Here is a 13,598-nt window from a genome sequence, read left to right on the forward strand (position 1 = left end):
TTAGAGTATCCGGCTAAGATGGCGGTATGAGCACCCCGTTCAATCAGAGTGATGCGTCGATGCGCCTGTCCGATGCAGACCGCGACCAGGCGATGAACGCCCTGGGACACGCGCTGGCGGAAGGCCGTTTGCAGATCGACGAATTCGATGACCGGTGCGCGGCCGTCGCCCAGGCGCAGTACCAGCGCGACCTGGATCAGGTATTCGTGGATATCCCGTTTACGCAGCAAGCCACCGGCGGCGCTGTGGAAAAGTACTATTCCGAATCCCAGGTACAGCGCGCGCGGGAGGCAGCGAAGAAGCCGCGGCTAGGCACGTCGATTCTGACATCCCTAGCAGGCATGATCGCGTTTCCGGGTTTCGTCGCGTTGGCCTTCGAGGCGGGAAGCACCGGCACTGCGGTGTTGTTCGGCGGCTTAGCGATGCTGAGCGCTTTCGTGGTTCCGGCAATTTGGATTGCGCTGTATGTCATGCAGATCGGCCCGGATTCCTGGCACCGCCCGTCACCGGCGCAGTTGGAGCGGCAGCGTCGTAAAGAAATCCGCGCTGCGGAGGCTTCGCGTCGCGCAGAGCAAAAGGAGTTGACGCGCCAGCAGTGGGCGGAGCGCCGGCACCAGGCTGCGGAGTTGAGCGGGGATGCGATGAACATGGCTCGCGAACAGTTGAACAAATGGAAAAACCGTTAGCGTTTTTGGCAAGATAGAGGAATGAGTCATCCACGTCACCCTGCGCGCATTTTTGATCAATCCGACAAGATCAAGAATATGGCCTACGCGATCCGCGGCCCGGTCGCGGATTTAGCCGAGCGCATGGAGACGGACGGCCACCGCATCCTGAAGCTAAACACAGGTAACCCAGCAACGTTCGGTTTTGATGCCCCCGATGTGATCATGCGGGATATGATTTCCGCGCTGCCCACCGCGCAGGGTTATTCCACCTCAAAGGGCATTGTTCCGGCGCGCCGGGCGATCGTCACTCGCTACGAGTTGGAGGATTTCCCAACGTTCGATATTGACGATGTCTTTTTGGGCAACGGGGTTTCTGAGCTGATCACCATGACCACCCAGGCGCTGCTGAACGACGGCGACGAGGTACTAATCCCGGCCCCAGATTATCCTTTGTGGTCTGCGGCCACCTCCCTAGCTGGCGGCGTTCCCGTGCACTACCTGGGCAATGAGGACGACGGCTGGAACCCGGATATTGAAGATCTGAAGTCCAAGATCACCCCGAAAACCAAGGCACTGGTGATCATCAACCCGAATAACCCCACCGGTGCGGTCTATTCGCGTGAGGTGTTGCAGCAGTTAGTAGATATTGCCCGCGAGCACCAGCTGTTGTTGCTTTCCGACGAGATCTATGACCGGATTCTTTACGACGACGCCACACACATTTCCACCGCGTCCTTGGCACCGGATCTGGTGTGCATTACTTTCAACGGTTTGTCGAAGGCTTACCGTGTGGCCGGTTACCGTGCCGGCTGGATGGTAATTACTGGCCCGAAGCGGAATGCTGCTGGTTTGATCGAAGGCTTGGAGATGCTGGCTGGTACCCGCTTGTGCCCGAATGTGCCAGCGCAACACGCGATCCAGGTGGCACTCGGTGGGCAGCAATCGATTTACCAGTTGACCGGCGAGGGCGGACGGTTGTTGAAGCAACGGGATATCGCTTACGAAAAGCTCAGTGAAATCCCGGGGGTATCCGTCGTCAAGCCAAAGGGTGCATTGTATTGCTTCCCGAAGTTGGACCCGAATGTGCACGAAATTCATGACGACGCGAAGCTGATGCTGGATATTTTGAAACAAGAAAAGATTCTGATGGTGCAGGGCACAGGTTTTAACTGGCCGCACCCGGACCACTTCCGCGTGGTCACGCTGCCGTGGGCGTCACAGCTCGAGAATGCGATTGAGCGCTTGGGTAATTTCTTGGCTAGTTATCGGCAATAGCGTGGTTCTTTCGCTTGTCCCGCCAGATCGCTACCGGGAAATTGAGGACCAGCAAACCGATAAATGAGCCAACAAAAGCCATCACGGTGCCGATACCTTGTTGGCTTGCCACTCCGAATGATTCCAAATACGCTTCGCCGAAAGCAATTCCCGATGACATCGCAAGCGGTGCGAGGAAACCACCCAATAGGGGGATCGCGCACCACATGTTAATCATGATGGATACTCCCCCTACGCTCAGAATGCACAGCGCAATCTGCCAGTACGGATAGGTTCCCGGAAAAGATCCCGCTCCTTCTAAACCTGGGCTAGCCGACCAGCTTAACCAGGCTGCAGCAAGCACAGGCCCCACAATAAAACCAGCGAACCAACGGCTCAATAAAAATACGGAAAACGGCCATTTCAGTTGGTCTATGATATTTCGGTTTTCTACAGAGAAACGGAAAGCAAGATATAACGCCAACAAAGCAGCTGCAGTAGGCAAAACAACCGCAAATCCTGCGATATTGATAAATCGTTCTACGTGAAAGTCCATTTTGTCCTCAAACTTTGCTAAAGGTTATCACGCTGAGCAAGATTAACCACCGCGAAATATGACTCACGTGCGTAAATTGGCGTTGCCCGCAAGTAGCATAGTAGTTTCACTGGGCGTTACCCTCTATTCTTGGCTTGTTTTTGCGAAACTTCCATATCGAAAGAGGGAGATTGACCACTATTAAAATTAGAGTGCCAACAACAGAAGTGTAAGCCGTTGCTAAACCGCTAATATTGTCGGGCACAGTAGATTCAATAACAACGAACACTGTAGCCATTCCCATCGTAATTCCCAATGGCACAGTTATCCCAGGTACGAGCAAAAGACGGTTCTTAAGATTAAGTATTACCGAGATAATTATTGCAGTCCCAACTAGCCCGAATGCTTGCCAATACGAATATTCACCCGGGGGGCCGATACGGGGCGTATTATTTTCTACATACCCAGACCAACTTAACCAAGCAAAAGGTAAAATAAGTCCCACACAATAACCTGGCACCCCAGATTTTAAGACTTTTGCAAAGCCTTCCCAATATGAATAGTTTTTCAATTCATCTGAAGGCAACTCTTGAAAGAGTGCATATCCTACAGCGACTCCTACGGACATAGGTAGCAAAAGAAATATACCCGACCAAATCAAGAAAAACTGTAAATTAAAGTTCTCAATATGATCTAGTATTAATCGATACCCATCCCAACTTACATGAACATAGGCATTGAGAGTCATTAATTGACATTCCTCTCCCAGTAAATATATCAATTTTTAGTATCTACAGCAATAAAATATACATCTCTAGCGGTCTGACAATCGTATTTCCGAATTGGTGCCCCATCATAATTTGCGTTACAAACTTTATTCATATTCGAAAATAAATCAACGTGACACCCTTTATAAGACGTGCCTTTTAGATCTGCTGTATCCATACAATAATCATGTCGCGCCCAATTGTCCCATTGCATATACTTCCATGGTTTATGGCATCCCCAGTACTCATAATGCCGTGGAATAGACACCCCACCAAAATCCTCACCACTATAACGATCAATCACACAAGCACGCGAGGCACGTGCCCCACAGCAGCGGGAGAAACCACACCACCGAAACACAATACCCAGACAGCCACAGCCGAAACTATTCTGCGTCGAAAAACGTTTAACATGGCTCAAACTACTTTCTTCTATTCTAATGATTAAGATCATAGTAAAGCTTTCTATTCAGATAGCAATACCTTTCAACAAAAACAATCAATAAAACCAAAAACAACACCCCTGACTACCCCCATTATTCACAAGTAGTCTCGCAATTAGGGATGGTTAACAGTGAAAATCCATCTCCCGCGTACCTCTTATACAACCCGTGCGTGTTCACGCGGGTTATCCACCTTATACAGCAGCGCCAGGCCGACGGCCAGGATCGTCGCAATCGCGAAAATAATCGCGATATTACTGTGCAATACCGCCAAAAAGATACTGATCAACACCGGCGCGAGAAACGACACGCTGCGCCCAGCCGTGGCGTACAGGCCGAATAATTCCCCGGCTTTTTCTGGTGGGGCAATTCGCCCAATAAATCCACGCGACGACGCCTGGGCAGGCCCAACGAACAAACAAAGTCCAAGACCAAAAATCCAGAATGCGAGCGTCGGAGTGATCGGTCCACGCTCTTCACTAAAAATGAGCAGCACCACGGCCGTCGCCAAAAGCGCCCAAAGACTCGCACTGATCACGAATTTAGGCCCCAGCCGGTCGTCCAACCAGCCACCCAAAAACGCCCCGAGCGCAGAGATCACGTTTCCCGCGATGCCGAAAATGATGACGTTCGCAGGCGAAATGCCGTACAGCGTGGTGCCCAGGATCGCGCCATAGGCGAAAACTGCAGAAAGGCCATCGCGGTAGATCGCCGAGGACACCAGGAACCAGAAGGTGTTGCGGTCGTCGCGCCACAGTCGAACGATGACGGCGAGCAGGCGTCGGTAAGATTGCGCAATACTGACGTGCTCGATGGTGTTTTTATCTGCGGTTTTTTCTTTGTGAAGGAGCAGCGGCAGCGCGAAAATTAAAAACCAGGCGGCAGAAACCACGGCGACGGCGCGAATATTCAGCGCTTCGTCTTCCCCAATTCCAAAAATGTGCGGCGGCTCGCCCGCGATCAGGCTCAGGTACACCAACATCAACAGCCCAATACCGCCCAGATAACCGAAGCCCCAGCCGATGCCAGAGATCCGCCCCATATTCCCCTCGCGGGCGATGTCGACGATCATGGCGTTGTAGTTCAGGTTGGCGAATTCGTCGAAAAGCGTCAGGGCAGCCAACAAGCTCACCCCGAGCAGCAGAAATCCTGGTTCTGGCTGCACGAAGAAGCACGCCGCCATCAGCCCCACCACCAGCAGGGTATGCACGATGAGCCACAGCTTGCGCCTACCGGTTTTATCCGCGCGCTGCCCAATCACCGGGGCGGTCACCGCAATAATGATACCGGCGATGGCGTTGGCGGTGGTCAGCCACTGGGTGCCACGTTCGTCAGGGCCGAAGACGTCGGAGGCCAGGTAGGTGCCGAAGACGAAGGTGACCATCACCGCCGACACCGAGGCGTTGCCCCAGCTCCAGAGGAACCAGCTGGCAATCATGGATTTGCTGGATGTGTCTGAGCAGCTGGCAGAGTCAGTTTCGGAGTCCGCGGTAGTGGCAGTCATATCTTATGTATACCGAAAGTTTTTCGGTGCCTTTCCACGACACCCCGCCCAATACGTAGGCTGGGGCGCATGAGCCTTGCACGTTTATTGACTTCCATCGATGGCGCTGGTTACGGCGCCTACAAGAAATTGCACGGCAGCTATGAGCTGGGTGAATACCGGCTGCGCGTGGATAAGGTGCAATCCGATCCGTTTGCACCGCCGTCACTGATGCAGGTCGACGTGCCCAACCCGATTCCTGCGGAGTTGGCGGGGGTGGCCGCGCGCGATTTCCTGACGCGCCGCATTGCCCAGGCCTTTTCCGGCGACCGCGACTTGCACATTGACCAGCCGGGCCAGCAGGTGTTGGACCGGGCCAGCGTCGTGCTTGCCGACGACGCCGGGGCGGGCTCCGGCATCCGTTCTAGCACCGCTACCCTGCGCATCGAGGTGCAACTGCCAGCCCGCGGCCGCAAGATCCTGGGGCGCAAGGCACGGGCTTTGCTGTGCGACGTGCTTCCGGCAGCCCTGGACCAGGCGCTCGATTTTCCTGCCGACGAACTGCGCGAAGCGGTGCTGCTAGAGCGCGACCAGAACTACCTGCGCGAACAACTGCCGGGCCGAGGCTTGATCGCGTTTATCGGCGATGGCTCGTGTTTGCCGCGCGCTGCTGGCCACCGCGACACCCCAGCAGAAAAGGCGGTGGTTTCGCTCACCGGATTCTCTGCGCACCACGTTCCAATTACCGTCGGGACGCGAAGTCGCTGGCATGGGGGTTCCTGCTGGTGTCACGGTGATTGTTGGTGGCGGTTATCACGGAAAATCCACGTTGCTGAAAGCGCTGGAACGCGGGGTATACAACCACGCTGCTGGTGATGGCCGCGAGTTTGCGATCACCGTCGATTCCGCTGCTTCCCTGCGCGCCGAGGATGGCCGCGCGATCACGGGAGTGGATATTTCGCAGTTCATTTCTAACTTGCCAGCACAGACGGATACCACGAGCTTTTCGACGGATAACGCCTCCGGTTCTACTTCCCAGGCCGCGGGGCTGATGGAGGCGTTAGAGGCCGGGGCGTCAACGTTGTTGATCGACGAGGACACGTCCGCGACGAATTTCATGATCCATGATGAGCGCATGCGCGAGTTGATTCCGACGGAGAAGGAACCGATCACTCCCCTGGTTGATCGCGTGCGCGGATTGGCTGAAGTTGGCGTATCGACGGTGCTGGTTGCGGGTGGTTCCGCGGCGTTTATTGATGTCGCAGACACCGTAATCCACATGGATTCCTACCATCCGTATGACATCACGGAGCGTGCGGCTGGTTTGGCGCGCGCCGTCGACAAGCAGGAGCCGTTTCCGAAGCCTGCACACCGACCACTACCGGCGAAGCGTTTCCGTGCGAAGAAGCCGCCGCAGGCCAAGGGTGCGGGCATTCGCGTCGGCAAGGGTTTTATTGATTTGTCGGCGGTATCGCAGCTGGTGGACGGTTCGCAGACCCGCGCGATTGCGGCGATTTTGGATAGTTTGAGCACCCAGCACGGTGAGTCTGCTGCGCTTGTCGACGAGGTGTTGGAGCGGGTCAAACGTGGTGGAATCGATGCGGTATCCCGTTTTTCGGGTGGCGGTGCACCTGGCAGCAAGGGCAAGCACCCAGGGCGTTTAGCGCTGCCACGCAAGCTGGAAATCATGGCCGCGATTAATCGCGCGCGGGGCTAATGGATCGTGGTTACTGATGCGGGTGTGCTTTACCGGGCACGCCCGCATCCCGGTTTTATAACTCCTTACTACTGCTTACAACTTTTACGATTCTTACGGTCCTTGCAACTTTTACAATCTTTACAATTCTTATAATTTGGTTGAACATGAGAAACCCCTCACTCACCATCCCGCCGATTGTGCAATACGAAAATTGAATCGATAGACAGCGCTTGCACACTATACTGTGCAATGTTCGATTGCGGCAAAGCCAAAATCATGCTATACAACCCAGTGAACTGGGAAAATAACACTTCTACATCACTTTGTCGAGAGACCTCCAGGTTGCTGCCCCAAATTTTCAGGGCATATTCCCATTCGAACATTGTTGTGTTTTTACGCTCTACACGTTAAACTAGAATCATTCCATTTAGCAAACATGTTCGGGAAGGGAATCCGTGAACGCCGAGGCAACCGCTTAAGGTTCTCTCGCTAGCCCCAAACACTAAAGGCGCAATTCAAATCGATTCCGCTTTCGTAAAATACGAAAACCTCATTGCTTCTCTATACACCTTACTAGGGTTTAGTTAGCTAAGAGTTCTTTGTCAACAAAGAAGAGGTGAAATATACATGGAACCTTATGTAGGGATCGCAGTCTTTGAACTTTCAAAATCCGAGACTGCTACACAAGAAGCGAAGTCTTTTTTCCGCGAGGATTTCTACATCGTCTATGCCCAAAACGATAATGAAGCACAGAGGAAAGTGAAGGCTCTTGCCCATGAACAGGAATCAGAACCAGGAGGTATGAGCCCCTTAGTCACTTTGCGCCATATCCTTGATGTAGCTCCCGCGCTATACGGCTATGTGGATCAAGATTGCGATCTCTATTCGCGCCATTTTAATTCGCTCGAAGACTACAAGAAATTTGAGATTAAACTAGGAGGGACAAATCCATTGCAGACAGATATACCCCAATAGTAAAACTGTCGATTGAGTCCGCCCATCACCGCATTTGACAGCGACGAGACCATACTCAAGGTGTTATCAAGTCGTGGTGCCAGCTACATCATCAAAAGCTCGCGACCCCAAGCGATTATCACTGCGGTCCAGGAAGCTACGACTGGTGGTAGAACAGTTTCTCCACAGGCATTGAGCAGGCTCATTGAGTACATACTGAGAAAAATTCTCACATCAGTACTTCACCGAGCCGGCCTTTCTCCAGTTTACGAAAGGCTTACCAAAGCAGAGGCACGCGTCCTGCAATGTGTATCAAGGACTATCCAATGCTGAGATGGCTGGGGTCTGGACGCTCTATAGTATGGTTCCAGAGCTCAGAGAGATTAAGAGCTACTTCGGTATCAACCCCGAAGAGCACTGGTAACCTGGTGGTCTTATGCCTGATTTTCTTTGGGCAAAATGTATGAACTAGGACCCTATTCCATGTGGTAAACGACCATCAGTATCAATATTTTCCCTACAAGTAGGTCCAACTTTTACGCGGATCTTCTTGCGCTACCCGTCGCACTTGAGAATTTGTCATAGCCCAAGCGGGGTAGCTAGCGTCGATGGCCTTAAGTACTGTCGGAAGGTCGTTGAGACGTCCTCGGATGTTGGTTTCCAAGAGGTTTTCTTGGTGTGATACTCGGTTGCGTAGACGTGTCAGTCTTTCGACTTTCTTCCCAATGTTTTCCCTCGATTGGTCCTCAAGGCCAGCGCGGGGAAAGGCGTGGTGTAAGCACTCTTTCCACAGTATTTTTGCGTTTGGACGATGGTCTGGCAACGCTTCTCCGAGAAGATTCGACCAATTACCTAATGTGAGTTGGGCTATTACATCATCGTGACTGGGCGGAGCGTTCTTGCGTGTGTGTCCATTACCTCGACGCTGAGATTCTTTCCGGGCCCATTTTCTAGCCTGTCCCATTGGCCCTTTGAACATGTCGTACAACAACTGGTTTGATTGGTATTCAAGGGACCAATCTCTGCAGCCCTTTTCCTTATAGTTCCAGTCCTGAAGCGCATTGTTCATCGCGTTGCGTGTTAGAACCTCAAAGTAAGACAACTGAGAGTGTAAAGCGCCGGCTAGCCGAGTATTCCAGCGGTACAGTGCTACCGCCTTTTCTGTATCGTTTCCTGCAGCTGTGTAGTATGTTTTGAAACGAGCCGCGCCAAGCATGGTTTCTAGTTCATTTTTGTCCTTCATACGCTTAATGATATGCTCAAGCATGTGAGCGTCAATGTAGATTGGCGCACCATACCCCACGACCCCAAGCCTTGTGCTTAGGGTCGTTGTTTTACCCCTTGGTAAACTCGGGGCTAAGGGCTAAGTAGCAAAAGGGAGTGGCGAAGAAGTAAAGTGAACCGCGAGTTGGGTATGGGGTCGATGTCACTGTACTTCAAGACTATCTACAGTGGATCGCCACACATGCCACAGTACATGTTTGAGATAATAAGTTGAGTATTATTGGTGCCTACCATCGTATACCGAAAGGTTTAGAGGCGACGTTCCGCCTCCTTAAGTGTTGTCAGCACGCGTATCTGTAGCAGGACAGGATAGAGATGGCCGAATACCCCGACCACTATTAGGATTACAGAAGAAATCCACCCACCGGTCGCGACGGCCCATACCGAAGAAGTGGAATGAAGGACTATTGCCCATCCATGACCAGCCGCGGCAGCTCTCATATGCCTCGGATCCCAACTTTTCGTCGATTCGACTGAACTACCTTCCCGCATGGCAAAAATGAGCTTATTCCAGCCAATCCGCGAAAGAGCTCCGTTGAAGATATGAACGCCCCATTTTCGGCTAGCGTCACGCGAAAGAGACAAATGATTCCACAATACTCTCGGGAGGTGGTGTTCTAGTGAATTACCGACGAACAGGGCGAATCCGAATCCCATAAGAACCGTTGTAATGACAAACGCCACAGAATCAGTGCCGGCTTCATCCGCGACAATAATGAGACCAAAAGAGGCTGCGACTGTTAGAATTAAAGCGAACACTCCGGATCACCGCTTCCTGGGCTTTGTGCCCTCGAGTACCATGCATTCAAAGGAGTTTAGTCTCTCATCTCCTAACAGGCGGCCGTGCTGCTCAAGACCACGAAGCAGCATATGTTCACTCACGAGGGGTTTTGACCACGACATAGACTCGAACCCTGTCTCCTCGATTAGTTAGCGCTCTCTGCGCCGTCGCAAAGCACGGGTGCGGCAAACCAATATACCGGCACTGTGCGGGTGATGACGGGGTATGAAACCATCCAATTGGCAGGCCCTAAGGATTCAAACCCACACGAGCCATCCGACGCCAGTCTCCCACCCAGTACACGCTACTTCGCGAAATGCTTCTCCAGCTCGTCCAGCATCATCATCGCACTGTAGAAGTCTAGGCGGAACAGCTCTGGGCTCAGCAAGTAGATGGCGTCGTTCGCGATGGCCGGGTTGTTGGCCAACAGTGGGTTGTTCTTCAACGCCTCCACTGGGTCGCCACCGGTGGTGCTCATGGTCAGCACGGTTTCACCGGTGATGGCCTTCGGGGCGTTTTCTGGGACCACGGTCTTGACGTCTTTCCGCGCACCACGCGGACCAGCGGTATCAACGATCTCGTCGTCCGGCACCGCGACCTCAAAACCAATATCTTCCAGCAGCTGCCCCTGCGCTGACTCCGCGCTCCAGAAGTTCAAACCGCGATCACCAGGCAGCGGCATGACAAAGTTCGTCGGCTGCTCTGGCAACTCAATGGCCTTAGTGACCTCTTCCAGGCGGTCCTCATACTGTTGAATCGCCTCGGCAGCATCTTTTTCATGCCCAGTGGCCTCTGCAAGCAGGCTCATGATCTCATCCCAGCCCTGGTCAGAATAATCAACCACCACGACTGGCACGCCGATCGCACTAAGCTTGTCATACTCAGCCACCGCCGAATCCTGACCACTGGCACTCACGACAATCATGTCCGGATCCTGCGCCGCGATAGCCTCTACATCGACCTCAAGGTTATACAGGCTTTCGACGCCTTGTTCTGCGGCTTCATCGGCCCATTGCAAGAAAAATCCCTGTTCGTCGGCCAAACCACCGGCTGCCGCACCACCAGTTGCCTTGATCGGTGCATCCATTGCCAGCAAGGAACCAGTCAAAGTCACCGAAGTTGACACAATATTCTTCGGCTGCTCAGTGATTTCAACTTCTTCAGTATCACCAGTGACCTCACCGTTGTTCACAACAAGTGAATCCACAGTCCGCGGCCACGAGGTGGCATCATCTTCACTGCCAGCAGTTTCTCCAGCAGTTTCCGAACTCGTGGCGTGCGCACTCGTGCTTGCGGCATCCGATCCATTGGCGGATTCGTCAGCTTGGCTGCAGCTGACCAACAACAGGCTGAATGCGGTTACGGTAGAAACGGCAAAATACGCATGCCTGTGCACAATTCGGCGTCGGGTTGTCATTTATCTGCCCTTCAAATTAAAATCTTCCTAGGTGTTTAGTTAGCCCATCCTTGAAATTACCTAAATGATTAGGGTTAAAGAATGGATAGCCTTATTTACATTCAACTTTCGTGAATATACACCCGACCCAAAACATGCTTAAGAAGCTGCGCACGCCAGGACACAAAATCATGACCACCCTCGTACACCGTGAGACTATGCGGCCAACTGCAGCTTTCCAGCTTGCGCGCTAACAAGAACGCTTTGGCGACACCGACATCTTCGCGCACACCTACATCAATATGAATTCGTGGCATAACCTGCTGCGATAAAAACTCCTCAGTAATCCAGCTGTAATTCTGCAGATTATTATCCGTCGGGACTGCCTTACGCTCGGGCCGCCACCATAACGACGGCGATTGGACCAATACCGTGTCATAGGCATCGGGATACAGTTGCGCGATACGCAATGCCGCCAAGCCACCCAGCGATTGCCCAGCCAGGATGCGGTGTTCTGGGCTCAATTCCACGCAATGCTCGGCAGCCAGCGTCGCGACGTATGCAGTCAGCTGTGTGCACACGAATCCCAAAAACTCTTCTTCCAGCCCGAGGCGACGCACGCGTTGCGCATTGGAATCATTCACAATCGACAGCACCGCCATCCGGCGTTCCGAGTTTTCATTCACCGCGGCAATATGGGCGGCCAGGTTGGCTTTCTGCCAGTTTTCCCCGTCAAAAAGCGTGAGTAGACCAACTTTTTGGACCAGCTCATCGCCGCCCCCGCCAGTGTCAGCAGAGTCGGCACCGGCAGCAGCGTCGCCAGCATCGGCAACACCGGTAGGGATATTAGTAGCTGGTAAATACAACAGAAACCGCACGTCTCCCAGTTGGCCAGGGATCGCACGCATCTCCTGCTTGCCGACGGGCAGCGGCTGCGAAATCTCCGAAAGCCCAAAGCCATCCTCACACCACAAGGTGCGGATCGCGTGCGGGTCACACATGGTGGGGGTGCGATGGCCCTCGGTGAGTTGAAAACCATAACTGCCCTGGTACTCGGATGATACTGCCACCGAATGAGTCCAGATATCTGTACCTGGGACATGCGTCATAGCCCCCAGGTCGTACTTTAATTTATCTGTAAGCCGATTAATGTGCAGGTGAAGGCCGGTCTTCAGGAGCTGATTCACGGTAGGAAGCCGTCGGCTGGTGGCAGCCTGCAACTCGCTATGGCGCACCGCAAATGCATAAGACGAATCATCGTGACTGCGACGGGGAAAGCCGCCGGCTGCCACATGATTCCAGGCGGCATCGAGTTGTACCGAACCTGCCGCACGTACAGAATCGGTAAAACCAGCAGAATCTGCTGCAACGGCCTGCTCCAGTTGTCGACGCAGTTCTGCTTCCTCGCCCGGCAGCACATTCATGATTGCATAGGCTACCGTAAGTGAAATTTTTTCATTGCGGATCCCCGCCCTTAAATTCCACTACGGGTCCCAAGCAGCAAAAAGACCCCAGGAAAATCCTGAGGTCTTCAAGCAGGGCTCTCAGAGCCATTCTTTACTGGCTCTTGTAAACTTTAGCGTTCTGCCAGCTGAGCGTCGATGCGCAGAATGCCGGATCCGTTGTCGCCTACCAGCTCAAGCTGGTCGACGATCTCGGAAACAGATGCTTCTTCCTCGATCTGCTCATCCAAGAACCAGTTCAGCAGGGTGCGGGAGTCAACGTCGTCGATCTCGTCAGCCAAGCGAACGATGTCGCGAATCTGGCCGGAAACCTTCTTCTCATGCTCCAGGGCAGCCTTGAAAGCATCGATTGGCTTCTCGATCTTCAGATCATCAACGCTGATCTCGCCGATCTGTGGCTTCTCGTCGCGATCCAGCAGGTGATCAGCGAACTTCTGTGCGTGCTCACGCTCCTCATCAGCCTGCTTGAACATCCAATCACGCATACCAGGCAGGGACAGCTCGTCGAGCTCGTATGCCAGCTGGGTGTAAATCAAAGCAGCGCCGTGCTCGTTAGTAACCTGCTTGTTGATCAAGTTGAATAGCTTCTCGTTCATGGAACGATCACACCTTTCTAAGAAAATCAATTCCGAAACCGTCTATCCGGTTCCGTGTGCTTTGTTGTGATTCCCAGACTACCAACAATGCCGCGAAATGCTAACCCTATGAATCTTAGATAAATCAATAGGTTCTACTAATCCACCTTAGGGCACACAACCCTGCTACCTGCAGGAATACCTAACAAAGGAAACCCAAAACCCGCTAGTCAGCCCCTAAATAGGGGGACCTAAATTAGTAACTCTGCATGGTTTGATAGCTCACTCGGCGCCAT

General features: G+C 53.0%; 12 protein-coding genes and 1 pseudogene. 5 read left to right on the plus strand and 8 right to left on the minus strand.

The annotated features are described in order from the left end of the window. Positions 1 to 26 precede the first annotated feature (26 nt). The gene (locus HMPREF1292_RS01700; RefSeq protein WP_051137343.1) at positions 27 to 686 is read left to right on the plus strand and encodes a DUF1707 domain-containing protein; all 660 of its coding nucleotides are present in this window, start codon (positions 27 to 29) and stop codon (positions 684 to 686) included. 21 nt (positions 687 to 707) lie between these two features. Next, positions 708 to 1,943, plus strand: coding sequence for a pyridoxal phosphate-dependent aminotransferase (locus tag HMPREF1292_RS01705; protein ID WP_023018462.1), 1,236 nt, complete (start codon positions 708 to 710; stop codon positions 1,941 to 1,943). Here the strand turns inward: HMPREF1292_RS01705 and HMPREF1292_RS01710 are convergent. The 4 genes from HMPREF1292_RS01710 to HMPREF1292_RS01720 all read right to left on the minus strand — a co-directional run bounded on the left by HMPREF1292_RS01710 (position 1,927) and on the right by HMPREF1292_RS01720 (position 5,171). Beyond that, complete coding sequence (locus HMPREF1292_RS01710) at positions 1,927 to 2,478, minus strand: hypothetical protein (RefSeq protein WP_023018463.1); 552 nt, start codon at positions 2,476 to 2,478, stop codon at positions 1,927 to 1,929. The genes HMPREF1292_RS01705 and HMPREF1292_RS01710 overlap by 17 nt on opposite strands. 106 nt (positions 2,479 to 2,584) lie before the next feature. Next, positions 2,585 to 3,205, minus strand: a complete 621-nt coding sequence (locus tag HMPREF1292_RS01715) for a hypothetical protein (RefSeq protein ID WP_023018464.1) — start codon at positions 3,203 to 3,205, stop codon at positions 2,585 to 2,587. Positions 3,206 to 3,234: 29 nt separating this feature from the next. Next, complete coding sequence (locus HMPREF1292_RS11200; protein ID WP_156912276.1) at positions 3,235 to 3,678, minus strand: hypothetical protein; 444 nt, start codon at positions 3,676 to 3,678, stop codon at positions 3,235 to 3,237. Positions 3,679 to 3,824: 146 nt separating this feature from the next. Next, positions 3,825 to 5,171, minus strand: coding sequence for an MFS transporter (locus HMPREF1292_RS01720; protein WP_023018465.1), 1,347 nt, complete (start codon positions 5,169 to 5,171; stop codon positions 3,825 to 3,827). Positions 5,172 to 5,240: 69 nt separating this feature from the next. Between HMPREF1292_RS01720 and HMPREF1292_RS01725 the strand changes: the two are divergent. The 3 genes and pseudogenes from HMPREF1292_RS01725 to HMPREF1292_RS01735 all read left to right on the plus strand — a co-directional run. Next, positions 5,241 to 6,438 (plus strand): annotated as a pseudogene (locus tag HMPREF1292_RS01725) (P-loop domain-containing protein); the annotation flags it as partial. Beyond that, complete coding sequence (locus HMPREF1292_RS11490; RefSeq protein WP_369707186.1) at positions 6,430 to 6,867, plus strand: hypothetical protein; 438 nt, start codon at positions 6,430 to 6,432, stop codon at positions 6,865 to 6,867. The pseudogene HMPREF1292_RS01725 and the gene HMPREF1292_RS11490, both read left to right, overlap by 9 nt. 609 nt (positions 6,868 to 7,476) lie before the next feature. Beyond that, entirely contained in the window at positions 7,477 to 7,824 is a 348-nt protein-coding gene (locus tag HMPREF1292_RS01735) for a DUF4288 domain-containing protein (protein WP_023018469.1), read from the plus strand. A 496-nt stretch (positions 7,825 to 8,320) separates the two neighbouring features. Here HMPREF1292_RS01735 and HMPREF1292_RS10605 read toward each other — a convergent pair whose 3' ends face one another. The 4 genes from HMPREF1292_RS10605 to HMPREF1292_RS01760 all read right to left on the minus strand — a co-directional run bounded on the left by HMPREF1292_RS10605 (position 8,321) and on the right by HMPREF1292_RS01760 (position 13,323). After that, a complete protein-coding gene (locus tag HMPREF1292_RS10605) occupies positions 8,321 to 9,046 on the minus strand; it encodes an Abi family protein (RefSeq protein WP_084521385.1) in 726 nt (241 codons plus the stop codon). Positions 9,047 to 10,172: 1,126 nt separating this feature from the next. After that, positions 10,173 to 11,285: a Fe2+-enterobactin ABC transporter substrate-binding protein gene (fepB, locus tag HMPREF1292_RS01750; RefSeq protein WP_023018472.1), complete on the minus strand. Its 1,113-nt coding sequence runs from the start codon at positions 11,283 to 11,285 to the stop codon at positions 10,173 to 10,175. Between the two features lie 101 nt (positions 11,286 to 11,386). Beyond that, positions 11,387 to 12,688 (minus strand): alpha/beta hydrolase-fold protein, encoded by a 1,302-nt coding sequence (locus tag HMPREF1292_RS01755; RefSeq protein ID WP_023018473.1) that lies wholly within the window; start codon positions 12,686 to 12,688, stop codon positions 11,387 to 11,389. A gap of 152 nt (positions 12,689 to 12,840) precedes the next feature. After that, on the minus strand, positions 12,841 to 13,323 hold the full coding sequence (locus HMPREF1292_RS01760) for a ferritin (RefSeq protein WP_023018474.1): 483 nt from the start codon (positions 13,321 to 13,323) through the stop codon (positions 12,841 to 12,843). Positions 13,324 to 13,598: the final 275 nt, after the last annotated feature.

Source organism: Corynebacterium sp. KPL1995 (assembly GCF_000477935.1).
GTDB lineage: Bacteria > Actinomycetota > Actinomycetes > Mycobacteriales > Mycobacteriaceae > Corynebacterium > Corynebacterium pseudodiphtheriticum.